Source organism: Nostoc sp. C052 (assembly GCF_013393905.1).
GTDB lineage: Bacteria > Cyanobacteriota > Cyanobacteriia > Cyanobacteriales > Nostocaceae > Nostoc.
The window spans coordinates 3,596,905-3,622,387 of sequence record NZ_CP040272.1 but is presented as its reverse complement, the minus strand read 5'-3'; the positions used below and the strand labels follow the sequence as shown (position 1 = coordinate 3,622,387).

Below are 25,483 nucleotides of genomic sequence, written 5' to 3'. Positions count from 1 at the left end.
CACCAGAAAGTGGTTCGATAAATTAAGCTTTTTAGCTATTTTTGCGTAAGTCTTGATTGACAGACCAAGACGCCAAGAAAACATTAGCATCAAAGATTGTTCTGCTAGTCTAACGTAGTAGGATTGTTGATGTGAAAGAAAGGCTATGATTTGCAGGGTGAATAGCGATCGCTAGCAGACACCCTAAAATAAGAGCAAAAGACGATTCCTAAAACAAGCACACTCCATGCGTATTTCTCTAAATTGGCTGCGCGAACTAGTAGAGATAAAACTTAGTCCAGAAGACTTAGCCGAAACCCTCACAATGGCAGGGTTTGAGGTTGAAGAAATTGAAGATCGCCGCACTTGGGCAAATGGCGTGGTTATCGGCAAAGTGCTTGAGCGTCAACCCCATCCCAACGCCGATAAATTGAGTGTTTGCCAAGTGGATATCGGTGCAGATGAGATTTTAAATATTGTCTGTGGCGCTGCCAATGTGAAGGCAGATATCTATGTACCTGTGGCAACTACGGGTACTTACTTACCCAACATCGATTTAAAAATTAAACCTGCAAAACTACGTGGTGTCCCATCTCAGGGCATGATTTGTTCTTTAAAGGAACTTGGTTTGCCCACTGATGTAGACGGAATTCATATTTTTACCCAGGAAAATTTACCCTTGGGTAGTGATGTGCGGCCATTGTTGGGTTTAGATGATGTAATTTTAGACCTGACCGCAACCGCAAATCGCGCTGATGCTTTGAGTATGGTAGGCGTAGCCAGAGAAGTAGCAGCTTTAACTGGTGGAAAGTTGAGCATTCCTGAACCTCGTGAAGTCTCTATTACCAAAAGTGCGGGAAATTTAGCTTTAAAAATTGCTGATACCCAAGCTTGTCCTGCATACATCGGTACGGTAATTGAACAGGTCAAAATTGCTCCATCTCCAGAATGGTTGCAACAGCGTTTGCGGGCGGCTGGGGTACGTCCCATCAGTAATGTTGTGGATATTACTAACTACGTTTTGTTGGAATGGGGACAACCACTGCACGCCTTTGACCGCGATCGCCTAAAATCTGTTGCAAGTAGCGAAAATTTAAGCATTGGCGTTCGCTTCGTCAATAATGGAGAATCCCTCAAAACCCTGGATGGACAAACTCGCACCCTGTCAACCCAAAATTTATTAATTACCGCTAACGACAAACCCGTTGCACTGGCGGGAGTCATGGGTGGAGAAGAAACAGAAGTCCATGCAGGTACTCAAAGCCTAGTTTTAGAAGCAGCCTTATTTGATTCTGTGGCAATTCGCCGTTCTTCACGTAGTGTTGGGTTAAGAAGTGAAGCTTCTGGCAGATATGAACGGGGAGTTAACCGCGCTGAGTTGGAAATAGCTAATCGCCGCGCCTTATCCTTAATTAGCGAATTAGCGAGTGGAATTATTGTCCAGCAGGAAATTGCCGACACCCGCCCCGACCCTTCTACCTGGAGTCGTTCTATCGCCCTGCGTTTAGACCGAGTTAATCAGATATTGGGGCCCATCGAATTAGAAGAGGATACAGGCGAACTACAAAAACAAGATGTTGAGCGCATCCTGACTGCATTGGGGTGTCAGTTAACTTCTTCAGGAGAAGATAGCAGCCATCAACCTACGTGGTCAGTTTCCGTCCCACCTTATCGTTACCGCGACTTAGAGCGAGAAATTGATTTAATTGAAGAAATCGCCCGTCTCTATGGCTACAACAAATTCTGCGATACTTTACCAGAAAAAGCGGAAGCTGGTTATCTGCCTTTAGATCAAGAACTGGTTCGCAAGTTACGAGCTTTTCTGCGGGCTGAAGGATTGACAGAATTAATCCACTATTCTTTAGTCAAACCAGGAGAAGACAGAAATATAGTCCTGTCAAACCCCTTATTTGTCGAATATTCGGCGCTGCGAACCGATTTGATATCGGGGTTAATTGATGCCTTTCAATACAATTTAGAGCAGGGTAATGGTGCGCTGAACGGTTTTGAAATCGGGCAGATTTTCTGGCAAGAAGAAGAGGGTTTACAAGAAACAGAAACCCTAGCTGGGATTGTGGGAGGGGATATTTCTGTTGGCAAATGGTCAAAAAGTGGACGCGAAGAACCCATCACCTGGTTTGAAGCCAAAGGCATTTTAGAAAGTGTATTTCGGCAACTTGCCTTGCAGGTAGAATTCCAACCCGATCGCCGCGACGAACGCTTACATCCAGGGCGCACCGCTTCTCTGTGGATTCGGGGTAATAGACTGGGGATTTTTGGACAACTCCATCCCCAATTGCGAAGAGAAAAAGGCTTACCAGATTCCGTTTACATTTTCCAGTTGGATCTAGATGTGCTTTTAGATTCTCTAGAACAAGATGAAATTCTTGTCCAGACATTCCAGCCCTATTCTACCTATCCAGCTAGCGATCGCGACATCGCGTTTTTCGCACCAGTGAAAATCTCAGTTGTCGAAATTGAAAAAGTAATTACCAAAGCGGGTAAAGATTTGCTTGAATCAGTGGAATTATTTGATGAATATCGGGGCGAAAATGTCCCCGAAGGGCAGCGGAGTTTAGCATTCCGGTTAATTTATCGGGCTAGCGATCGCACTCTTACGGAGGCTGAAGTTGAACCAGTACACAATAAAGTCCGCGAAGCTTTGGTGGAAAAATTCGGCGTCAATTTGAGGAGTTAGGAGAGACACGATTAATCGCGTCTGTTTTCCGGTTCAACCTGTTTGATGAAGTTATACATCAGGTGTAGCGATCGCCTCTAACAGATTACTAACAAATAAATTATCCAATCTTGTGGGGTGGACATCTTGTCCGCCCTTATTTACGGGCGTCCGTGTCGCCCATTCCACAAGAGATAGCTGAGTATTTTTTATTTGTCAGTCCCTAATCAGACTAATCTCATTTGCCTGAATAAAGAAGTGTTACATCTATAATATTACAATATTACTTAACAGTATTTACTATAAAATTTTGTATAATATCACTCATACTAAAATAGTAAATTTTCGGTAATCAACGATGATAGAATTTGCCGCCATTACTTCTGTTATTAGTAAATATGCTCCTCAAGCTAGTCAAATAATCATTAAACAAGCCCAAAAAAACGAAGCTGTCATCAAAGTTTTACAGGAATTAAAACTCAATCCTACCCAAATTCCTGATGATGTTGATACTGTTTATGTTTACGCTCTAGTAAGGTATGGTATATTTAAGCCAGACGCAATTTTAAACCTGTTTAGAGAGAGGGTAATTAAAGATTATTTTTGGGATGCTTATAGTAATAATACTCCCTCTAAGTTTGTAGAAAATACAAAAAAATTCCTTAATCAAAATAGCGAACTAAAAACGCAGATTATCAATGCAAAAATCAATTTTTTAGGTGAATTAGAAGAATTTGGCGAAGTGTTTATTGTAGTTGCTAAACAAACGAAAGCATCACGATATCAGCCTTACCCAGATTGGAATTTAGATGTTTATCCCAAAGAATTTAAAGCCTTAATATTTGAAAAAACACGCTTATTTTGCGGTCGTGATTTTGTGTTCAAAGCTATTCAAAAATTCTTCACCACTCAACCCAAAGGTTATTTTACGGTGGTTGGGGATGCAGGGATGGGTAAAAGTGCGATCGCTGCTAAATATATTTTAGCTACTAAGGTTCCTTGTTATTTTAATGTTTTCGCAGAAGGACGCAACAAACCAGAAAAGTTTTTAGCAAGTATTCGTCAACAATTAATTAAGCGTTATTCCCTCCAAAATGCAGACAATGCCGATTTAAGGACTTTATTGCAAAAAGCCAGTGAAGAACTAAAAGGACAAAAACTTGTCATAGTTGTTGATGCACTAGATGAAGTAGAACAAGAAGGAAATAGTAATCTCTTAGATTTACCACAAAATCTTCCCGATGGAGTCTATTTTCTATTGACTAGAAGACCTTATAATCAAGAAACAAAACGTTTAACTTTGTCTCCAGATACTCCTGTAAATGAATTAGATTTGACAAAAAGTGATTTTACAGTTTTGAATAGAGAAGATGTCAAAGAGTATATTTACTTATTTTTACAGAATGATCATCAACTAAGAATTTGGATTAATGAGCGCAATATTTCTGAAGATAGTTTTATTCAGGAAATAGCTGTCAAGAGTGAAAATAATTTTATATATTTGCGATATCTATTACCCGGAATCTCTGAAGGTAAATACAATGATTTAACTTTAAAGGGATTACCACAAGGTCTTCATGACTATTATACGACTCATTGGAATCGGATGGGCATGGATAATGAATCTAATGAAAAGAAGGTAAAAATACTGTACATATTGGTAGAAAGAGGTGAGCCAATATCTCTAAATATGATTGCAGAAATTCTTGATGAGGATGAATATGATGTGAAATCGGTGTTGAATGATTGGATTGAGTATGTAACACCGAAAGTAAATGAACAAGAACGAAAAACTTACTATAGTATTTATCATCGTAGTTTTCTGGAATTTCTCAAAGGACAAGATAAATTCGATAAAAATCGAAAGCTGTTTAGAGAAGTTAATAAGAGTATGGCTAATTATATGGCAAAGGAGATAGAATAAAATGGGCAGGCTTGCCAATAAATTAGCCTTAAAAACTGATGAATTTCAAAGTTTATTTATAGGCCAGTTTCCTGAAAAACAATTAAAAGTGGGAAACTCAGAAATTTATTATCAAACTCTCACAGATTTTGATTTTATTTCTTTGAAAATTCAATATCCCAAATTTGGAATAGAAGCTCTAATTAGGGATTATTCCTTAATTGAAGAACCGGAAATATTAGAGAACTTAGAAGAAAACGAACAACTGGAAACCCAAAAAATTAAAACTCTGAAATTAATCCAACATACTCTACAATTATCAGCCCATGTTTTAAATCAAGATAAAACCCAATTAGTAGGGCAATTATGGGGAAGATTGCAGAGTTTTCAAAATTCAGATATTCAGAACATATTAAATGATGCAGCAAACAGTAAAAATGAAATTCTGCGATTTCGACCTATTACAGCCAGCTTAACCACTTCTGACGGAAAACTACTGCGTACCCTCACAGGTCATAATAACTCAGTCAGAGCAGTAGCAATTACACCTGATGGTAAAAAAGCCGTTTCTAGTTCTGATGACAATACCCTGAAACTATGGGATTTGGAGACAGGAAAGGAAATCTTAACTCTCACTGGTCATTATAGTTATGTCAATGCAGTAGCAATTACCCCAAATGGGAAAACAGCCATTTCTGGTGCTGATGATAATACTTTAAAAATATGGAATTTAGAAACAGGTAAAGAAATTTCTACCCTGACTGGTCATTACAGTTGCGTCAATGCAGTAGCAATTACACCAGATGGTCAAAAAGCCCTTTCTGGTGCTGACGACCACACTTTAAAACTATGGAATTTAGAAACAGGTAAAGAAATTTTTACTCTCACTGGTCATTGCAGTTGTGTCAATGCAGTAGCAATTACACCTGATGGTAAAAAAGCCCTTTCTGGTTCTGATGACCACACTTTAAAACTATGGGATTTGGAAACTAATTTAGAAATATTTACTCTCAGAGGTCATAACAGTTGGGTCAGAACAGTAGCCATTACCCCAGATGGTAAAAAAGCCGTTTCTGGTTCTGATGACAATACTTTAAAAATATGGGATTTAGAAACGAGTCAAGAAATTTTTACCCTGACTGGTCATCATAATTGGGTAAGAACAGTAGCAATTACACCTGATGGTAAAAAAGCTGTTTCTGGCGCTTATGACAAAACTTTGAAACTGTGGGATTTGGAAACAGGAAAGGAAATTTCTACCCTTCCTTCTAAACGTTATACAAATAATAATGATTCAGGAAATAAATTAGACATTACCCCAGATGGCAAAAAAGCTGTAAAACTCTGGGATTTGGATACAGGAAAATCAATTTCTATCCTCACTGGTTATAACGAATGGGTGAATACAGTAGCCATTACCCCAGATAGCAAAAAAGCCCTTTCTGGTTTAGATGATAAAACTTTAAAATTGTGGGATTTAGACACAAAAAAAGAAATTTCTTCCCTCACAGGTCATAATGATTGGGTAAATACAGTAGCAATTACACCAGATGGTAAAAAAGCCGTTTCTGGTTCTGATGATAAAACTCTAAAACTGTGGGATTTGCAAACAGGAACAGAAATTCTAACTCTTCCTTTAGATGAGTATGCAAATACAGGTCATAACTCCTGGATACAAGCAGTAGCAATTACCCCAGATAGCAAAAAAGCCGTTTCTGGTGCATCTGATAACACCCTAAAATTGTGGGATTTAGCAACAGGAAAGGAAATTTATACTTTCAGAGGTCATCATGGTTCAATTTGGGCAGTTGCTATTACTCCAGATGGTAGAAAAATCCTTTCTGCTTCAGAAGATAACTCTCTAAAATTATGGGATTTAGAAACAGGAAGAGAAATTTATACTTTTTGGGGTCATAGAGGTGCAATCTGGTCTTTAGCGATTACAGCAGATGGTAAAAAAGCCATTTCTGGTTCTTGGGATAACACCCTAAAACTATGGAATTTAGAGAGAAATCAGGAAATTTTTACTCTCTTTGGTCATACCCACAGAGTAAAAACAGTAGCAATTACACCAGATGGTAAAAAAGCAATTTCTGGTTCTGATGATAAAACTATGAAATTGTGGGATTTAGAAACAGGAAAAGAAATTCATACTTTCAGAGGTCATGAAAATTGGGTAAGGTCAGTAGCGATTACACCAGATGGCAAAAAAGCCGTTTCTGGTTCTGATGATAAGACTCTAAAATTATGGGATTTGGAAACTAGAAATGAAATTTCTACTTTTACTGGTGATGCATCTATTATATGTTGTGCAGTTTCCCCAGATGGATTGACAATTGCAGCAGGTGAAAGTTCAGGTCGGGTTCATTTTCTCCGTTTAGAAGGGGGTTCAGAAAATGAATAACATTACTCCAAATACAATCAATATCCCCAGATATCCCCCAGAATTTCAGCAAATCATCAACGCTAAAAATCAAAACTTTGTCGGTCGTGAATTTGTCTTTGCTGCTATCAACAACTTTCTCAATCAATCTGACCGGGGCTACTTTACTATTATCGGCGATCCTGGGATTGGTAAAAGTGCAATTATTGCCCATTATGTCAGCCAAAATCCCGGAATAGTCTATTACAATGTCGAAATTACAGGGAAAAATCGCGCTGATGAATTTCTGACAATGATTTGCACTCAATTAATAGAAATTGCCCAACATCAAGGTAGTAAAAATCTCACACCTAACTCTCTTGATTTTACCACAGAAAACAGTGGGCTTTTATCATTATTACTACAAGAAATCAGCGCTAGATTGCATCCAGAACAACGTTTAATTATTACTATAGATGGTTGTGACAGGATTGATATCAACAATCAAGCACGCGGTTCAAATATTTTATATTTACCCCGCTATATACCAGAAAAAGTTTATTTTATCCTTACTCGTCGTCCTTTTTTAGCAAACCAATCAGGATTATTAATTGAAACTCCATCCCAATCTTTAGATTTATCAAATTACCCTGAACAAAACCGCGCTGATATCCAAGAATATATTAAGACTTATTTAAATGAATCATCTCATTCTGTAGACGCTTCTGCGGCTTCCCGCAGGGTACGTAGCCTTAGCGAAGATCAGCATCTCGGAGATGTTTCGCTCAACATGACAGAGCAAGGTTTTAATGATGATGAAACCAATTTTATGTATATTAAAGAAATCTTAGCAGCTATTAATAAGGATATTTACCCACCCAATTTACAACTCTATTACCAAAATCATTGGGAAAAAATGAATTTAGCAACCAGTAAACAGCAACCGATGGCTTTGCAGGTGTTAAATATCTTAGTTCAAGAGCAATCAATATCAATAGAAGCGATCGCAGAAAGATTAGATACAGATGAATATGAAATCAAGGTAATTTTAGACAAGTGGCGAGAATTTTTACATTTAGAATCAATCGCAGCACAAATCCATTATAGTATTTATCATGCTAGCTTTCGTGATTGGTTGAGGCAACAACTTGAGTCTAAAGTTTGAGTTAAAATGGCGCTTAGAAACCGCCAGAGTAATATCTTATTAACCACTAGGAGTAACAAGCAATTATGACTAAATATGTACTTTGGGGAACTTACTGCGAAGACGTTCTCGAAAAACGCGTCCCCCATCGTCAAGCTCATTTAGACGGATTAGCAAAACAAAAAGAATCCGGTGTGCTGATTACCATTGGCCCCACCAAAGATGTTACAAAAATTTTTGGGATTTACGAAGCCGAAGACGAAGCGATCGTGCGCCAGTTGATTGAAAACGATCCCTACTGGAAAAATGGCATCTGGACTGAATATTCTGTCAAAGAATGGATTCAGGCTTTTTAAATTAGTCATTAGTCATTAGGCATGGGGTATTAGTTATTTCTTCCTCATCCCCCTCATCTCCCTCATACCACTCCCCACATAATGAAAATTTGGCAGGTTGATTTTTATCGTCGTCCCTCACAAGATGCATCTGGACAAATTTTATGGGAGTTGTTGATTTGTGACGCAACTCGCAGTTTTAAATACGAAGCTAGCTGTCTCCAGTCAGCAGCAAATTCTAATTGGGTTGCTACTCAACTTGAGTTAGCATCTGGTGAAAAATTGCCAGATGTGATTCAAGTGTTTCGTCCTCAGTCTCTCAGTTTAATTGAAGCGGCTGGACGCAATTTAGGTATTAATGTCGAACCTACCCGTCACACTTTGGCGTTGAAGCAGTTGTTACAAGAAAAGCAATATCCCTCAACCCTAGATAAACCACCCCCAGCACCATTACCAGAGAATCTCTGGGGAGAACAATGGCGTTTTGCGACTCTAGCTGCTAGTGATGTAGAAACGAGATTTAGCGATCGCCCCATTCCCATTTTGCACATCCCAGAACATCTCAAACCCATCAATTTGGGTCTGTCCTCAACGCTGCCAGTTCCCGGTGTGGTAATTTATGGTGGACGGCAATCAATGCGTCTAGCACGATGGTTGCAACAAGCCCGTCCCGTAGGCTTGAACTACATTTCTGGCGCACCGGATGGCTTAATATTAGAAGCTGGTTTAGTGGATAGGTGGATTGTTGCCACATTTGAAGATCCAGAAGTTACAACAGCAGCCCAAGCATTTGAACAACGCAAACAGCAAAGCCGAGGATTACATTTTTTATTAGTTCAACCCGATGATTCTGGTATGACTTATAGCGGCTTTTGGTTATTGCAGACAGAAAATTAATATTAATTGCCAAAAATATTGTTCTAATCGAATGTCACCTAAAGCTGTTTGAGAAAAGTTTTTTTCATAAACGAATCGAGCATCTGTATTGATTTCGCTGCTTAAAACGCATTCACTTTCTATATCTAAAGAATGAGCCGCCTGTTCAAAAGCTAATCTAATTCCCCCTATTCCTGAAAATAAATCCACAAACCGAATTTTATCCATAGGGATAAAAATAATTTTCAAATGCGTGCAATAAAAATTACTGTAGGGGCACAATATATTGTGCCCCTACGCGTGTAGTCTATTCAATTGAAAACCTATGTAACTTACTTAGCCTTCACCCGCGCCTGCTTCACCATTGCAATCAGAGTTTGATGGGCATCTTCCGCATCTGCTAAAACATGATCAAACTGGATGCGAACTGGTATAGCTTCCCCATTCACTTGCGCTGTTAAATCCATACCCTGTGCATCAATTGACAGCATTTCGGCTGCGATCGCATCTGTAACACCGCCAAAAGCTTTAGCATAAATAACTACAGCATCAGCATGATCGTCATTCATGTGTTTGCAGATGCGCGAACTAATTTCAGTAGAGAAATCCTTAGACATTGGGAAGTTGAAAGTGATGAATATGGCAAGAGCCTAAATTTTCAGCTAAGTAGTTCAAATTAGTAGAAAAAGCTAGTCTTCAGCCATCGTCATTATAAGTGATATCTGAAAAAACAACTGCCCTTGTATATATTTGATAAGTTAAGTTTATTACTCGTACAACAATTAAATTAAAATAAAACTTATTCAGTATTTTTACCTTCTATTGCGGAAAGCAGACAGCGTAAACTGTAGCAGAAGTATTAGCCAAACTATTGCAGCTAAGAGACAATGAGCGAAACTAGCCCCAGACGAATTGTAATTGGGGATGTGCATGGGCACTATGAAGGCTTAATGACATTGTTGGAGGCGATCGCCCCCACCTCAGAAGATCAAGTCTATTTTCTGGGAGACTTAATCGATCGCGGGCCTCATAGCGCACAAGTAGTTAATTTTGTCAAACGAAATAACTACCCATGTTTACTGGGAAATCACGAGCAGATGTTATTAAACATTTTGACCAATGAAAGGACTTCCTCTTCGACGATGCAAGCATGGCTGTATGGTGGAGGGCAAGCTACAGTAGCCAGTTACCAAGAAGCTCCAATTCCTGACGACCATCTGGATTGGTTAAAAGCTTTGCCTACATACCTTGATTTGGGGGATATTTGGTTAACCCATGCTGGTGTTGACCCTTCCAAGTCGGTGACAGAACAAACAGCCGATGAACTGTGCTGGATACGAGAGGAATTTCACAGCATTGAAAAACCCTACTTCCCAGATAAGCAAATTATTATCGGTCACACTATTACCTTTACCCTGCCAGGTGTTTCCCCTGGGAAACTAGCGCAAGGAAGGGGATGGCTAGACATAGATACTGGCGCTTATCATCCCCGGAGTGGTTGGTTGACTGGATTGGATGTCACAAATCAGTTAGTTTATCAAGTTAATATCTTTAAAAACTATATCCGTACCCTGCCTCTAGAAGAGGTTGTAATTACCGTTGATCCAGCCAAAATTAAAGTTGATCGCCGCCATCAGAATTGAGAGTGGGGAGATAAGAGAGCAGGGGGAGCAGAGGAGGCAGAGGGGCAGAGGAGGTAAGGGGAATAACCAATGCCCAATGCCCAATTTGTCAAGACCCGACTAATGGTCGAATATTAGCTTTATAACTAGCATTATCCAAGCCATATTTTTCATTACTAGGTTGAGAGTTAATTGCACGTCTGAGGGCATCAATGCGATCGCTAGTTCCAGGGTGTGTACTCAAAAATGTTGGCGCAGAACCACCCTTTTTCAGCAGCTTTTGCATAAAAGAGACCATTGCAGACTGGGCATAACCAGTGCGTGTCAAAGTTCGTAGTCCTCTTTGATCGGCCTCAAATTCATTTTGACGACTGCGTGGTAAGTCTCGCGCTAACTGTACACCAATTTGTACTGCTGAATTCCGATCTAAGCCGGCAGCTGTTAAGAGACCACTTTCAAGGGCTTTTTGCTGCATCTGCTTGACTACGTGTTTTCCGCCAATGTGACCAATTTCATGGGCGAGTACGCTTGCTAATTCCGCTTCATTGTCTGCGGTTTTCAGCAAACCTGTGTGGACATATACATAGCCGCCCAAGGTCGCAAAGGCGTTAATAGAGTCATCCTGAACTATCTGGAAAGTATAGGGGAGATTGGGGCGATCGCTATTTACTGCTAAACGCCGACCAACTTGTTCTACATAACGATTAACTTCGGGATTGCGGTAAAGCCGGACTTGACTGCTGACTAATTCCTGATTAATCTGCTTACCAAGATCAACTTCTTGATTAGGAGATATATTAGAAAGCTGAAATGCCTGAAAACCTTGGAGTAGAAGAGGCAAGAAATCTAAAGTTCTTCCAGGCAAGGGTGTACTTAGGCATAGACTCAAGGCAACTACCACCGAAATTAGGGGATAAAACCAGCGACGCCGCCACACACGGTAATTTGTAACAAAACCTTTCCAGTTGAACATAATACGCTCTGAAGATTATTTCGGGAGAACATAAAATAATGGGACAAATTATGAGACGGATTTAAAGTATTCTAAGTTGCATTCTTAACTTCAGCCTAAAGGAGTTGTTATACAGATAATTCTTAGGCAAATCTACCGAACTGCGGGGGACTAGTGATTCTCTCTAAAGATAGGCTTAAACACTAGATTTTACTTTCTAGCTGCGTCAGTCTTAACAAGTAAAAGTTTGAGGGTTAGCTGCTGCTCCTTGGAACTTACGAACTCGTGATAAACTGTCGCATGACCGCAACTCTCGGATGCTTTAAGTTATTACCAAATAGGGAAAATGACCGTTCCCATCGAAAACCTTCTTGCTACAATCAATTACTTCGCTATTACCTCGGAAAAGTTTTTATGGCTATTTTAGATTCCAAAGGTCGGTTGTTTGGCAAAATAAACCTCCTAGATTTAGGTGCTGCACTGGTAATTCTGCTAGTGATATTTGGCATTTTTGTCTTTCCTGGCACTTCTGGTTCTGTTGCCCAAGTTGGTGCGAAAACAGTACCCATTGAAGTAGATTTAGTAGTTCGTGGTTTGAATGTACGTGACCCAGAAAAATTAATCGACAATGGGTTAAAAAAAGGCGGAAAAACTAATGTAATTATCCGCAACCAACCCTACGGACAGATTGAGATCAAATCTATTCAACAGCTACCTAGAACAGTCAATGTTTTCCAACCTGATGGCACTGTCAAAGAACTTCCAGATCCCAAGACCAACAATTATAGTACAGATTTTCTTTTGACTTTAGATGGCAAAGCCCAAGTTACTGAAAGTGGGCCAGTTCTGGGTAACAGTAAAGTAAAAATTGGGATGCCATTTGAGTTAGAAGGCTTTAATTACAACTTCAATGCAACTGTCATTGATATTAGATTAAAAGACAAATAGTATTCTCACTTTTGTTGATACTATTTTCTATAGTAATCCTATTTGATTTGTGAGAATTAAAACCCGCAGATCCCCGACTTCTTTAAGAAGTCGGGGATCTTGTTTATCACCAATAATTCAGGATGACTATATACAGTACTTACGGCTATTATGCAATACAGTTTTTCTCCTTGCCCTCTCCTATCAAAGCTTTCAGATTTAAGGATGTACCTCATAGCTGCCGGAAGTGCTGTATACCCTGAAACCACAAGGGGAGTTTTGATCCTGTTAAGGGACTTCCAAGAAATAAATTATCCAATCTTGTGGGGCGGGCAAGACGCCCACCCCACAATAAATAGTTGGATATTTTTTTATTTGGAAGTCCCTAATTAAGCAGAGGTAAAAATTTGCGAATTAGACCGATTGTCACTGCTGGCAATTCTAACTGTGGTGTTAATCCGACATCTTCCAACTGTTGAAAAAATCGGATTGCTTGGGGATTGATTTCGGCAAGGCGGCGACCAATTGAAGGCGCTGTAAACTCTGACTGTTTTCCCCAAATAATGGCAGTGGGAGTCGTCAACTGTTGAATGTAAAGGGATAAGTCAAAGCATAAATCGCCACGTACAAAGGATAGTGCTGCATACTCAGCATTAGGCTGTTGGGCAGATTGTAGATAAGCATCTACAATTTCCTGGTAGACTCGATTGGATTTGGCAAATTGCCGTTGCTCTAAGAAACCGCGAATACCACCACTAGTAGCAATTCCAGCGCTGTAAAGTAAACGATCAACAACGGGAACGCTAACTAACTGGGCAAAAAAGCTACGTGAGTAGTCTTCACCAAAGTCGGAAAGTCCGGCGGGGGTGGTAAGAATTAAAGACTTGAATAAATCAGGATGATCTGCTGCTACTCGAATTGTAAATGCTGCGGTCAAAGAAGAAGCGATCGCTGTTACTGGCCCCGTACAAGTCTGCTCGAAAAACTCCCGAATCGTCGTCAAATAATCTTCAATTTTATAACTCCGTGGTGGATGCTCAGACCTACCCCAACCGAGCAAATCTGGCGCAATCACCCGATATTCAGCCGCAAAAGCTGGATAGACTTTCGACCACTCATAAGCAGAAGATCCACCACCAAAGCCGTGCAGGAATACCAAAGTTTCCCGATCGTCTTTGGCAGTCACATCGCCCTCCCAAGGCGCTCCAGCAGCAGTATAATATATCATCCTACCTAGTGAGGTATTTATGGAGCGTTGTTCAAATCCTAGTGGTTGAAACATAAGTATTCTTTGTTAAGTGTAGTGATTAGTTGGCATCAGTGAAAAAAGAAACTTGGGATACAGGGATACAAAGAAAGTATTTGATTATTTCTCCACGTCCACCCATCTTTCCTCCCCCACCTCCAATACTGTTCGGTTAAGCATTTTTAACTTGAAATTGGGTTTGGGGAAAAGGTTAAGGGGTAAAGGTTAAAGGTTTTTCTTTTTCCTTTTACTGTTCCCCTTTTACCCTTAACCGAAAGGTATTGCCCCCACCTCTTCTTTAGTCACTTTGAATGTTTACGTGTTTAGTTCAAACTTCATGGTCATTGTTATTATCCACGAACCAATCACCTAAGACTTCTTGCCATAGTCAGATTAAGTAGATATAAAATTACTGGATTACTTGTAAAGATTTGGTGATTTTTTTTCATGATAAAAAGTAACTTAACGTTGAAAATACTGTTTTATAAGGGTTTTTCATGGTAGTGAGTATCACTCCAGCCGGAATTCAGCATAAGTTTTTATGGTAATCTATCAAAAAACCGATAAATAATTTTGAGCGTCAACAATAGTGAAAACGCTTGTTTTAGTAAGCTATTAATTCTACTTCTATATGATGTGGAAAAAATAGTATTTGATGTATAAATAATCTGATTATTATCTCAGTAATGGTAAGGCGGGATGTCATGGGAAAGCAGGCTACTCTTCAATCAAATAAACTACTAACGATTGAAGACGCTAAATTTGCACTTGACAACTTTAGTATACAAAACGAAATTAAAGCTTCAGCTTGGCGGGGTCAGGTTGAGTCAGCTATTGATACTGCCAGAATTACTGTACCTACTTGTATTTCTTTAGACTTAGAAGACTTGAAGTGTTTTGAAGCAGTAGAGCGGCAATATGAACGCTGGGGAGTCATTTTTCATAATTCTCTAGCGATACAACCATCAAATCCAGCATTTCCAACCTATTCAGGGCTAACAGTCTTAATGGGAGCGCCCAAAAGCGGATTTTTAGAAGCTACTTTTTTACGTCCGGTTAATTCAGTTAGTGCTTTTGTCACTAGTTCGCAACGGCTAGTGCTTTCCGCCTACGATCGCGATCGGCAACTGCTCGGTCAAACTGTACTACCAACCTCTAATCTTGCCAACTCAGACTCGGCAATTTCCCCTAATACCTTATTATCTATTAATGTGAATAACATCTACAGCGTTACCTTCTGTGCTTTTGATGGTCAATTCACCCTTGATAACTTTCGTTTTTGTCTTTAATTAAGACTTACGTACAAGATGCCCTTGCTCTGAGCCGTCGAAAATGGTATCTTAATTAGCGCTGTGCTGTACTAGTCTACTGTCTGTCTATCAAACCAGACATTTTGTGGTTTTAACCTTCATTCTTTCTTCATCCATAGTAAAACTTATACAATAAGTAATTTCGTAATCAATTAGGTAAACACTGTGGCACAGGCTTCGTCTTCTTGGCAGCAATTGATCAACCAGATCCCCGACTGGAACTGGTCGCTGACAAAATTCAAGACAAAGGGAGCCATAAAGCAGCAAACATTTAGGCGCTTTTCTGGGCCTGGGGGCTTTCTTGGGTTCTTGACAATCGTCATCGCCATGTTGTTGTGGAACTGGAAACTGCTATTGGCTCTCTTAATCGGCATTGGGGTAATGGTATTGGTTTACTCAATGCAGGAGTGGGATTGGCAGTTACGCTGGTCTAAAATACGTAATTTCTTAAACAGTTCAAATCGTCGCTTGGCCTTAGCAGTCATCAGTGGTGGTATTGCTACCGTCAGCACTTACATGGCAGCGGCAATATGGGTTGACTCTTATAGTCACTGGATTGCTGCTGGTGCGATCGCCCAAGGTGTGGGAACCCTGTTAACTTTAGTTTTATTGGTATGGCAAATTGTCAACTTCTATGACAATCGCGAAGAAGACCACCTCGATCAGCTATTGGTCAATCTAACAGAAAAAGATCCATTGAAGCGATTGATTGCCCTACGTCAACTAACTAAATTGATTAGCCGTAAGCGAGTTGATTCTTCAGTACAGCAAGATGTTGTCGAATGCTTGCAACTCCTACTCAGTCGAGAGGAAGAAGTTGTAGTTCGAGAGGCAGCTTTTAAGAGTTTACAAGCCTGCGATGACCTACGGTCGGTCGGAGACCATCGCCTACAAGTTTTACCCCCCAAAACAGCAACAACTTTTACACCCATCTCAGCAAAAGTCAAAGTTTATTAGTCATTAGTCATTAGGTAAAAAGGGCATTGGTTATTCTTCTTATCTCTCTCATCTCTCCCTGCCCCCTTGCTTCTTCCCCAATCCTTATTTTCTAGACAGCCTTCCATTGCGAACTTGAACTACCGGATGATTGCACCGTCGCACTAATTGTTCATCGTGGGTGGTGACAATTACTGTAGCCCCAAAGGAATTTAACTTTTGGAGAATCTGGATGACTTGCCAGGAATTATCTGGATCGAGATTTCCAGTAGGCTCATCTGCCAATAGTAGCGGTGGTGTGCCAACGATCGCACGGGCAATACTTACTCGTTGTTGCTCTCCCCCAGACAACTGATCTGGAAAGCAGTCAGCTTTACTCAGTAAACCTACCAGCTTTAAGGTTGGTTCTAAACGTCGTTGAATTTCTTTACGGGTATATCCTTGAGCTTGCAGCACAAACGTGACATTTTCTGCTACTGTTCGTTGGGTAATGAGTTTGTAGTCTTGAAACACAATACCAATCCGTCGCCGCAATAATGACAAGCGATCGCCCCGCAAATCCGCTACATTAGATTCATCAACAATTACTTCTCCCTGTGTAGGCAACTCCTGGCCATACAGTAGTTTCAAGAGCGTTGATTTACCAGAACCACTGGGCCCTGTGATAAACAGAAATTCTCCCTTTTTTACTTCAAGGTTCGCATTCAACAAGGCATGAGTGCCGTTAGCATAAGTCTTGGTTACAGATTGCAATAGCACCTTTGCAGTAGTGTTGCTACGGCGCTGTTGAGTTTCACTATCCTCTCTATGAAGGGATTTGTCTTTCTTAACTTGAGTTGTTAATACTGGCATTGTTAAATTTTCCTCATACCCACAACCAAACACTTTGGTAGCTCAGATGTGACATTCCTCTCAAAAATAAGGATTCCCAGGTTTCGCCTGGGAATTTAAATTCAACAAAGAAAATTTAAAACTTTTTGAAGACTTTAATACTAACTAAGTAAGAACACTCAGAACTCAGCACTCTTAACTAATTGCACCCCTTGCAGTCAAACGATAAACAAACGCTTTCACCGCAAAGGCTGGCAAAGCCAACATCCGTCGCCAGCGCCAAGGTTCTTGATAAAGGCGATACAACCATTCCAAATTATTATTTCCTAACCAGGCGGGAGCGCGAGTTTTAGTTCCCGACCAAATATCAAAACTGCCACCAACACCAATCCAAATTGCTTGAGGACACAAATGGCGGTTTTCGGCAATCCATAACTCTTGACGTGGCACTCCCAAACCGACAAAAATCACTTGTGGCTGCAATTGAGCAAGAGTTTGTCGTAATTGCGCTTCTTCTTCTGGGGAATGGTAGCCTGAGTGAGTGCCTACTATACTTAAATCTGGAATTTGCTGCTCCCAAAAATCTGCCGTTTTTGCAGCGACTCCAGGCGCTCCTCCATAGAAAAATATTTTTGTTCCTGTCTTCTGTTGCCCAAGTTCTTGCAAAAGTTTTTCTGCTAATTCAATCCCAGGAAAACGCTGCACTTTTTGCCATAACAGCCAGCGTAAATACAGAACAACCCCGGCTCCATCTGGAATCACGAGTTCAGCATTTTTAATAACCTGAGCTAATAATTGATTTCGCTCTGCCTGCATAGTCATTTCTGCATTGAGCGTTACTACATGAGTTCCTTTGCCTGCGTGCAGGCATTCTAACAACCAGCCTGGATAGTTAGCCATCACATGAACTGGTATCCCCAACACTGAAAATGCTTGATTGCCGTTAGACATAGCCTATTCTTGAGTAATCCTCACACCAGGTTTTGCATGAATGTTAAGTTTATCAAATTTTTTATATTAGAACTTTGACAAGGATTGACACCCCATTCTCCTGCAAGAATAGAAAGCGTAATTAAACTAATTAGTCTTGGGCGCTTGTACTTGGGCTGAACCAGTCCAACTTTTATTGTTAAAGTGTAATATTCACTCAGTATAAAACGCTCAACTCACAACTCTGGTTCCGGGAACAGAAGCCCCCACTATACTACTTGCAGTTAGTGTGGGAGTATGTCACGAAACTCGACTTTATGGTTAAGGTAGTGTAACGGGCTGAAGTTGGCTATGAGTAAAATTCGTATCGCTTTAATTGAAGATCATGACCTAACTCGTGTAGGTATTCGGACAGCACTACAGCAAAAGGATGAAATTGAAGTTGTAGGTGAAGCTGCCAATGCTGCTGAAGGACTAAAGATGTTAAAAATGGTACGACCAGATATTGCCATTGTAGATATTGGTTTACCAGATAAGGATGGCATTGAATTAACACGGGAGGTAAAATCTACTACTAATGGGCAGCAGCTACTTACAAAAGTGTTAATTTTGACGCTGCGGGATAACAAAGAAGCGGTGTTGGCAGCTTTTGCTGCTGGTGCAGACTCTTACTGTATGAAGGATATCAAATTTGATAATTTGCTGGAAGCAGTGCGAGTAACTTACAATGGCAACGCCTGGATCGATCCAGCGATCGCTCGGATTGTATTACAACAAGCGCAACAAAATCCCCAAAAGTTGGAATCGGCTTTTGTCGGTACTAAAACTATTGCTCCTAACCCTGATTCTCTTGAGAATTTGGAAGGAATTCAACCTTACACCCTGACAGAAAGGGAATTGGAAGTGTTACAGTTGATTGTCGAAGGTTGTAGTAATGCAGTAATTGCGGAAAGACTTTACATCACAGTTGGCACTGTTAAAACTCACGTTCGCAATATTTTGAATAAGCTATGTGCCGATGACCGTACCCAAGCAGCAGTCCGCGCCTTGCGTTCTGGGTTAGTTGGATAAATTTAATTTTGGTGTGGAACAATTGAGGACGATCTAGAGAAACTCACAACTTTGAGAAAGTTATATTTTCAAAGTGAATGGCTTCTCTGATTTTCTGTTATTTATCAGGTGGGATAAACATTATACTATCTCGCCATTCAAATATGTGAAAAAAAAAGTCAAATATGGCTGAGAACGGGGCGGAAAAACTTAAGCTCATGGTGGTAGATGATGAGCCGGATAACTTAGATTTACTCTACCGCACTTTTAGGCGAGATTTTCAAGTATATAAAGCCAATCATGCCTTTGGCGCTATGGAAATCTTAGATCAATTTGGCGAAATGGCGGTGATTATTTCTGACCAAAGAATGCCAGAAATGAATGGGACTGAATTTTTTAGTCGCACCGTAGAACGCTTTCCAGACACGATTAGAATTTTGTTAACTGGTTTTACTGATGTCGAAGATTTGGTCGATGCGATTAACTCCGGTCAGGTATTCAAGTACATTACTAAACCCTGGAATCCTGAACGGCTTCGAGGACTAGTTGAGCAAGCTACTGATACATACCGCCTAGTTAAGAAGCGCACTAAAGAGTTACGTCGGGCCCTACGACGAGAATCTTTAGTTAATGCGGTGACAACGGCAATTCGGGAGTCTTTAGACTACGACAGTATGCTACAAAAAATTGTCGCAACTATTGGAGAAACATTTGAAGCTACCAGTTGCTTACTCAGACCAGTAGAGGGCGATCGCCTGATACAAGACAAGTTCTTCTACCACGATCCTCAAGCTCTTGTATCCGATTGCTTATTCGACCCCAGTGTTTTAATTGAAAAAGTGCTGGAAACCCGTCATTATCAACTTGCTCAAGATGTCTATGACGGTAATCCTTGTCACCATCTGGTTGTACCACTTAGCTATCAGCAGCATTTGTTAGCTGTGCTGGCCCTGCACCAATGGGGGCGCGATCGCCCTTGGGAAGACGAAGACATCCAACTGATTGCAGGTGTTGCCGAACAAGCAGCCTTGGCCCTTTCTCAAGCAAAACTCTACCAGCGCCTCCAAGAAAAACAACAGCAGATTCACACTGAGTTAGAAGTGGCTCGCCAAATTCAATACAATTTGCTACGCCAAACTTTACCTGACATCAAAGGTGTGAAGGTGCAAGCCTGCTGCTATCCGGCGCGGGAAGTAGGAGGCGATTTTTTTGAAGTGTTTGTCCATCCCAAAGGCGATTTGTGGTTGGCGGTAGGTGACGTTTCTGGCAAAGGCGTCCCAGCAGCTTTATTTATGGCTAGTATTATTTCAGTTTTGCGCCGAGAATTATCTCAAGAAACACCAGCAGAGCCGAATGTGGTCATGGAAAACCTCAACCACGCTCTCAGTGAAGATTTAATTAGCAACAATTACTTTATCACTCTTGTGTTAGCTTGTTATACCCCTAGCACAAAGGAACTCGTCTACACTAATGCCGGTCATATCTATCCACTATTATGGTCACGCGGTTCGACTTTAGCCGACAATCCCAATTACCTCAAAGTCCGTAGCGTTCCTTTGGGGATCTTGCCCAAATGGCAGGCGCAATCTGGTCGCTTGGTTCTTGCTACTGGAGACACATTGTTACTAGCCAGCGATGGAATTACAGAAGCAATGGTATCAAGTAGTCCTGATTCATCAGTAAAAACTGTGCCTGGGGTTGAACCAGAGAACCGTTCTATGCTGAATCAAGATGGTCTTTGGCAACTCCTACAACAAGAGCAACAACCACTTTCTCTTAACCATTTACTAGCTCGCATCCAGGCAGATAATCACGTTCAAGAAGATGATCAAACTATACTTTCGCTGGAGATTTTGTAAGTCATGAAAAGTGAGCTTCATGTACCAAGTGACTTGAATTTTCTGAATATTGTCGAAAACTGGTTGCTGGGATGTTTGAAAATTCAACTAGGAGAATCTGTAGATTGGTCGCGGCAATCAAGTCGTTTGAGACTGGCTTTAGTGGAAGCCTATTCAAATGCAGTCCGTCATGCTCACAGGGATAAACCAAATTTACCAATTTTACTACGTTTGGAAGTGCAAGATCGGGATCTTGCCTTAGAAATTTGGGATTACGGCGAAGGTTTTGATATGTCTAACTACTACGCTCCAAATCCTATGGAAAAACAAGAAGGTGGTTATGGTTGGCTGATTATGAATCGTCTTATGGATAAAGTCGATTACAAGTTGCAGATTAATGGTGCTAACTGTCTCAAATTAGAAGCTACTTTACCTGAATTAGTCCAATAAACGAAAGTTACTATTTTTCAAGTCATTTTATTTCAGAATTCAGAATTCAGAATTCAGAATAAAGCTATAGTTTTGTTTGACTGGGTGATAGCGACGCGCAAAGCGAGTCTGCTAGTATCTGAATATTCGACACGTTATAAACTCATTAAAGGCGATCGCGGTAGCAGCCTAAACTTTTTAATGGGGATTTCTCTTACCTCCTACTGGCGTGGCAAGCAAAAAAAATTGTGCATTAGACGTAGGTTGGGTGGAGCAGAGCGCAACCCAACACATATCAGGATGTTGGGTTTCGCAAAGCCTCCAACGCCACTTGCTACAACGCGGGGAACCCGCGCAACGCAGTGGCTCCCCAACCGACAATTTTTTTGCCACCTGAAAGTTATGGCTTTGCCCTTAAGGGACTTCCAAATAAAAAAATATCCAATTAACTCTTTTAGGGTGGGCGTCTCGCCCACCCCACAGAATTGGATAATTTATCTCTTGGAGTTCCCTAAGTTAACACCAATGGCATCTTGCCCGCCTAGCTTATGCGGTTTAAATTAAATATGCAGCAGCTTATTTGCTATTTTTCACGACGTAAAGAAATTAACTCTTTGGGGGAAGCTAAAAGTTTGATTCTAGTATATGAAATTTGGTGTTGTTGATTTAGGATAAATAGCCACAAGACATTCACACTACACCACGAAGTTTGTGCTTTACCTCTGATCTGGATTTGGATCGTAGCATTTTCTAAAGTCTCGGCTATTCCTGAGTTGGGGTAAGCTTTAACGCCTTGACCTTCTTGTTTTAAGTAGGTTGCGATCGCATCTACCCCCACAATATCAGATTCAAATGGTGGACGCATCACACCATCTACCGCAAATAAAGCAGCAGTTGCTTCAAATTCCCCTGCATTTAAGGTTTCAAAATAATGCAGTACAGTTGCTTCTGTAATTCCCTGAATCTGGAATTCAGCTTTCAACTGTGCTGGGGATATAAATTCAGCAGAAGTCATAAAATTACCTATATTATGTTAGCTCAATATTAATTTCAGTACAAAAATATATGAAAAGAAAGCCGCTGTTGAGATAGATTACTACATATTGGTAAATCTTCCCTACGATGGAAGTCTTAAGAGTGGCTATATGTGGTGTAAGTAATAAATCTTAATCAAAAGTATTGACTACATAATGTAAACTGAAATCGCCTTTGGTTAGGCAAAATCCCAATAAAAAAATGAATCACTATTCCGTAACAAGCAGCAGTCTGGTGAAAGAAAAAGCCAGCGAGTTGGGCTTTCACAAAGTTGGAATTGCTGCTGTAGATAGGGTAGATGCCACAGAAGCGCAGAGGTTACAAGCATGGATTGAACTGGGTTATCACGCCGATATGAAATGGATGGCTAACCCAAAGCGTCAGGATATTCGCTTAGTGATGCCAGAAGTGCGATCGCTAGTATGTGTGGCGCTGAATTACTACACACCACATCAACGTCCTGAAGGTGAGGAATACGCCAAAATTTCTCGTTATGGTTGGGGAAGAGATTACCATAAGTTGATGCATAAAAAACTCAAGCAGCTATCTATGTGGCTAGAATCTCTTGATGCAGGCGTAAGAGCTACTTATTATGCAGATACCGGCCCAGTGCAAGATAAAGTGTTGGCTCAACTTGCTGGAATTGGTTGGATTGCCAAGAATGGTAATGTGATTACACGGCAATATGGCTCTTGGATATTTTTGGGAGAAGTATTGACCAACTTGGAATTAGAGAGCGATCGCCCGCATACAGAACACTGTGGTAGCTGTACTCGTTGTCTTCAGGCTTGTCCTACAGGTGCAATTACTCAGCCTTTTGTTGTAGATGCTAATCGCTGCATTGCCTATCATACCATTGAAAATCGCGCTGAGGAATTGCCACAGACAATCACACCTCATTTGCAAGGCTGGGTTGCTGGGTGTGATATTTGCCAAGATGTTTGTCCTTGGAATCAACGTTTTGCCCAAACAACTGATATTGCAGAATTTCAGCCCTATCCTGGGAATATTACTCCCAAGCTGCTAGAATTAGCCCAAATCTCAGATCAGGAGTGGGATAAACAATTTCGAGCATCTGCCTTGCGGCGGATTAAGCCAGAAATGTTACGACGCAACGCCCTAGCTAATCTTGACGCATCCAGACAAAGAATGACCCCGAAAGTAATTATTTTTGATTTTGATGGCACCATTGCTGATACAGTAGATGCCCTTGTAAGTATTGCTAATCGTCTAGCTTTAGACTTTGGTTATAGACACATACATCCAGAACAATTAGCCTTTCTCAAGAACTTAACATCTAGGGAAATCATTAAGTACTCTGGAGTTTCTCTATTTAAAATACCTTTTCTAGTTAAAAAAGTTAAAGGAGAATTAAAAAACAAAATCCCAGAATTAAAGCCAATTCCAGGAATTAAAGAGGCATTAACAGAACTCCAAAATCAAGGATATAAACTAGGTATTATCACTTCTAATTCTAAAGAAAATGTTACGCAGTTCCTCACAATCAATGATTTAAATCATCTATTTGATTTTATCTACTCAGGAATTACAATTTTTGGTAAGACAACGATTATTAATAATGTGTTGCGGCAAAAACAACTCAAACCGCAAGAAGTTATTTATGTTGGTGATGAAACCAGAGATATAGAAGCATCAAAGAAAGCCAATATCCAAGTGATTGCAGTAACTTGGGGCTTTAACTCAGCAGAAGTACTCGCCAAGCAAAATCCAGATTATTTAATTGAACGGCCTAGTGAACTACTAGAAGTGATGAATGGTGCTTAATTAATAAATAGTCAAAAGTCAATAGTGAAAATCCTAAATATTGACAAATGACAGAAATACTGAAATGGGCAATGTCTACCAATACCGAAAACTCCAATTTCAATATTTGTGACATTGCCCAACCCAACAAAATAGCAAGATATCAGGAAAACCTAATTTTTCCGTTCACCCTTTTCTAAAGCTTGTTTTACTAAATCATCAGTGACATTAGTTACACCCCCAGTCTTAGAATTGCCAACTTCCTTTGCTAACTCTGCATAATCATCAGGATTACCTGTTGACTGCGCTTCAGTTTTTGTCTCTTGTGGCTTAGAGGTTTGATATTTGGGTGCTGTGGCTACTTCGGCTGCTGCTTCACCTTTATCTGTGCGATCGACTTCACTGATACTAAATTTTTGTGCAGCTGCATAATCAGCATCAAAATCTACCGTTGGTGCTTTTTCGTTACCACTAGCTATGCTTTCAGCTGCTAATTGTGAATCATGAGTGGGAGATTCATTTAAATTGGGCTTTACTTCATCAGGCATAATTAAAACCTTAAGGTAAATTTTTATTGCTTACTTGAGCAAGCATAGCAAAGCAATTCGCTGTTTTATTGCTTCCTTTAGAGAGACTTTTCTCTCTATTAAAAGGTAGATTAAAGCTGAAATTTCCAATTAATTTAACTCTTTCTATCGACAGTAGAATCTGATTGTCGAACTCTGGTAAAAATTAGCTTGGCCGATTAAATTATCCTGGAGACAAACAATAATGACTGCAAGTTACGACAAAACTATTTCTCAAGCTCAGAGCAATGAAACTCAAAAATTGGTGGATGGGTTTAATGCCTTAGATACCGATGCCAAATTAGCTTGGTTCTATTTTGTTTATGAAAAAATGGGTGATTCGATTACGCCAGCGGCTCCTGCTGCGGCCGAACCAGAGTTAGCACCACTTTTACTAGGAGATTATTTTCAATTATCCGATGAGCAGCAACTAGATATTATGCGGGATATTGTTAACCGCAAAGACACAGAATATTCTCGTGCTTATGGGGCAATCAAAGAAAATAACCAGTTGTTAGTTTGGTATGCTTGGGCGGTAGCTATGGGGAATACGGTGGTTGGGATGCCAGCTAGCTACCAGTCAAGTAAGGCAATTAACAATCTGGTTTCCCAAATTGAAGAACTAGATTTTGAAGAACAAATGTCAGTGTTTCGGACAATAGCTGGTGAGTTGGGTTACACCGATGTCAAGCCGATCGCAACGCAAGCCGAAACTGGGAAAACGTCAAGCTTGTAATCGGTTTTGGCACACGTGCAGCGACACAAACTAAG

At 40.4% G+C, this 25,483-nt stretch carries 23 protein-coding genes and 1 pseudogene; 16 read left to right on the top strand and 8 right to left on the bottom strand.

Features of this window, described 5'->3' with window-relative positions:
- Window positions 1-226: 226 nt before the first annotated feature.
- The 6 genes from pheT (at window position 227) to FD723_RS14760 (ending at window position 9,297) form a co-directional block, all read left to right on the top strand.
- Window positions 227-2,677 (top strand): phenylalanine--tRNA ligase subunit beta, encoded by a 2,451-nt coding sequence (gene pheT, locus FD723_RS14785; RefSeq protein WP_179065977.1) that lies wholly within the window; start codon window positions 227-229, stop codon window positions 2,675-2,677.
- A gap of 337 nt (window positions 2,678-3,014) precedes the next feature.
- Entirely contained in the window at window positions 3,015-4,580 is a 1,566-nt protein-coding gene (locus FD723_RS14780) for an AAA family ATPase (RefSeq protein ID WP_179065976.1), read from the top strand.
- 1 nt (window position 4,581) lies between these two features.
- Entirely contained in the window at window positions 4,582-6,963 is a 2,382-nt protein-coding gene (locus FD723_RS14775) for a WD40 repeat domain-containing protein (RefSeq protein WP_179065975.1), read from the top strand.
- Window positions 6,956-8,086, top strand: a complete 1,131-nt coding sequence (locus tag FD723_RS14770) for an ATP-binding protein (RefSeq protein ID WP_179065974.1) — start codon at window positions 6,956-6,958, stop codon at window positions 8,084-8,086. The genes FD723_RS14775 and FD723_RS14770 overlap by 8 nt, the downstream gene beginning before the upstream one ends.
- A gap of 65 nt (window positions 8,087-8,151) precedes the next feature.
- Window positions 8,152-8,421, top strand: coding sequence for a YciI family protein (locus FD723_RS14765; protein WP_179065973.1), 270 nt, complete (start codon window positions 8,152-8,154; stop codon window positions 8,419-8,421).
- Between the two features lie 81 nt (window positions 8,422-8,502).
- Window positions 8,503-9,297, top strand: a complete 795-nt coding sequence (locus FD723_RS14760; protein WP_179065972.1) for a Tab2/Atab2 family RNA-binding protein — start codon at window positions 8,503-8,505, stop codon at window positions 9,295-9,297.
- Here the strand turns inward: FD723_RS14760 and FD723_RS14755 are convergent.
- Together FD723_RS14755 and FD723_RS14750 are read right to left on the bottom strand one after the other, a co-directional pair.
- Window positions 9,277-9,504 carry a DNA cytosine methyltransferase gene (locus tag FD723_RS14755; RefSeq protein ID WP_256875184.1) on the bottom strand — a complete coding sequence of 76 codons (228 nt, stop codon included), beginning with the start codon at window positions 9,502-9,504 and terminating at the stop codon, window positions 9,277-9,279. The genes FD723_RS14760 and FD723_RS14755 overlap by 21 nt on opposite strands.
- A gap of 104 nt (window positions 9,505-9,608) precedes the next feature.
- Window positions 9,609-9,893 carry a DUF2470 domain-containing protein gene (locus FD723_RS14750; protein ID WP_179065971.1) on the bottom strand — a complete coding sequence of 95 codons (285 nt, stop codon included), beginning with the start codon at window positions 9,891-9,893 and terminating at the stop codon, window positions 9,609-9,611.
- Window positions 9,894-10,163: 270 nt separating this feature from the next.
- Here FD723_RS14750 and FD723_RS14745 point away from each other — a divergent pair, with 270 nt between their 5' ends.
- A complete protein-coding gene (locus tag FD723_RS14745) occupies window positions 10,164-10,919 on the top strand; it encodes a metallophosphoesterase family protein (RefSeq protein ID WP_179065970.1) in 756 nt (251 codons plus the stop codon).
- 88 nt (window positions 10,920-11,007) lie between these two features.
- On the opposite strand, the gene FD723_RS14740 is transcribed toward FD723_RS14745, so the two are convergent.
- Complete coding sequence (locus FD723_RS14740; RefSeq protein ID WP_179065969.1) at window positions 11,008-11,871, bottom strand: M48 family metallopeptidase; 864 nt, start codon at window positions 11,869-11,871, stop codon at window positions 11,008-11,010.
- 393 nt (window positions 11,872-12,264) lie between these two features.
- Here FD723_RS14740 and FD723_RS14735 point away from each other — a divergent pair, with 393 nt between their 5' ends.
- A complete protein-coding gene (locus FD723_RS14735; RefSeq protein WP_179065968.1) occupies window positions 12,265-12,798 on the top strand; it encodes a DUF4330 domain-containing protein in 534 nt (177 codons plus the stop codon).
- Between the two features lie 364 nt (window positions 12,799-13,162).
- Here FD723_RS14735 and FD723_RS14730 read toward each other — a convergent pair whose 3' ends face one another.
- On the bottom strand, window positions 13,163-14,059 hold the full coding sequence (locus FD723_RS14730) for an alpha/beta fold hydrolase (protein ID WP_179065967.1): 897 nt from the start codon (window positions 14,057-14,059) through the stop codon (window positions 13,163-13,165).
- 668 nt (window positions 14,060-14,727) lie between these two features.
- Between FD723_RS14730 and FD723_RS14725 the strand changes: the two genes are divergently transcribed.
- Together FD723_RS14725 and FD723_RS14720 are read left to right on the top strand one after the other, a co-directional pair.
- Window positions 14,728-15,312, top strand: coding sequence for a hypothetical protein (locus FD723_RS14725; RefSeq protein WP_179065966.1), 585 nt, complete (start codon window positions 14,728-14,730; stop codon window positions 15,310-15,312).
- 186 nt (window positions 15,313-15,498) lie between these two features.
- Complete coding sequence (locus FD723_RS14720; RefSeq protein WP_179065965.1) at window positions 15,499-16,290, top strand: armadillo-type fold-containing protein; 792 nt, start codon at window positions 15,499-15,501, stop codon at window positions 16,288-16,290.
- 84 nt (window positions 16,291-16,374) lie between these two features.
- Here FD723_RS14720 and ftsE read toward each other — a convergent pair whose 3' ends face one another.
- Window positions 16,375-17,121, bottom strand: a complete 747-nt coding sequence (gene ftsE / locus FD723_RS14715) for a cell division ATP-binding protein FtsE (RefSeq protein ID WP_179065964.1) — start codon at window positions 17,119-17,121, stop codon at window positions 16,375-16,377.
- A 174-nt stretch (window positions 17,122-17,295) separates the two neighbouring features.
- Window positions 17,296-18,051: a WecB/TagA/CpsF family glycosyltransferase gene (locus tag FD723_RS14710; protein WP_179065963.1), complete on the bottom strand. Its 756-nt coding sequence runs from the start codon at window positions 18,049-18,051 to the stop codon at window positions 17,296-17,298.
- Window positions 18,052-18,381: 330 nt separating this feature from the next.
- Here FD723_RS14710 and FD723_RS14705 point away from each other — a divergent pair, with 330 nt between their 5' ends.
- From FD723_RS14705 to FD723_RS14695, 3 genes are all read left to right on the top strand, one after another.
- Complete coding sequence (locus tag FD723_RS14705; protein WP_179065962.1) at window positions 18,382-19,101, top strand: response regulator transcription factor; 720 nt, start codon at window positions 18,382-18,384, stop codon at window positions 19,099-19,101.
- 164 nt (window positions 19,102-19,265) lie between these two features.
- Window positions 19,266-20,939, top strand: coding sequence for a SpoIIE family protein phosphatase (locus tag FD723_RS14700; protein ID WP_179065961.1), 1,674 nt, complete (start codon window positions 19,266-19,268; stop codon window positions 20,937-20,939).
- Window positions 20,940-20,942: 3 nt separating this feature from the next.
- On the top strand, window positions 20,943-21,368 hold the full coding sequence (locus FD723_RS14695; protein WP_179065960.1) for an anti-sigma regulatory factor: 426 nt from the start codon (window positions 20,943-20,945) through the stop codon (window positions 21,366-21,368).
- Between the two features lie 562 nt (window positions 21,369-21,930).
- On the opposite strand, the gene FD723_RS14690 is transcribed toward FD723_RS14695, so the two are convergent.
- On the bottom strand, window positions 21,931-22,362 hold the full coding sequence (locus FD723_RS14690; protein WP_179065959.1) for a ketosteroid isomerase family protein: 432 nt from the start codon (window positions 22,360-22,362) through the stop codon (window positions 21,931-21,933).
- A 221-nt stretch (window positions 22,363-22,583) separates the two neighbouring features.
- Here FD723_RS14690 and queG point away from each other — a divergent pair.
- Both queG and FD723_RS42790 read left to right on the top strand, forming a co-directional pair.
- Window positions 22,584-23,557: pseudogene (queG, locus tag FD723_RS42795) on the top strand (tRNA epoxyqueuosine(34) reductase QueG).
- The gene (locus tag FD723_RS42790; protein WP_256875213.1) at window positions 23,532-24,167 is read left to right on the top strand and encodes an HAD-IA family hydrolase; all 636 of its coding nucleotides are present in this window, start codon (window positions 23,532-23,534) and stop codon (window positions 24,165-24,167) included. Before queG ends, FD723_RS42790 begins: the two are co-directional and overlap by 26 nt.
- A gap of 152 nt (window positions 24,168-24,319) precedes the next feature.
- Here the strand turns inward: FD723_RS42790 and FD723_RS14680 are convergent, their stop codons facing one another.
- Window positions 24,320-24,694 carry a hypothetical protein gene (locus FD723_RS14680; RefSeq protein ID WP_179065957.1) on the bottom strand — a complete coding sequence of 125 codons (375 nt, stop codon included), beginning with the start codon at window positions 24,692-24,694 and terminating at the stop codon, window positions 24,320-24,322.
- Window positions 24,695-24,917: 223 nt separating this feature from the next.
- Between FD723_RS14680 and FD723_RS14675 the strand changes: the two genes are divergently transcribed.
- Window positions 24,918-25,448: an orange carotenoid protein N-terminal domain-containing protein gene (locus FD723_RS14675; protein WP_179065956.1), complete on the top strand. Its 531-nt coding sequence runs from the start codon at window positions 24,918-24,920 to the stop codon at window positions 25,446-25,448.
- Window positions 25,449-25,483 lie beyond the last annotated feature (35 nt).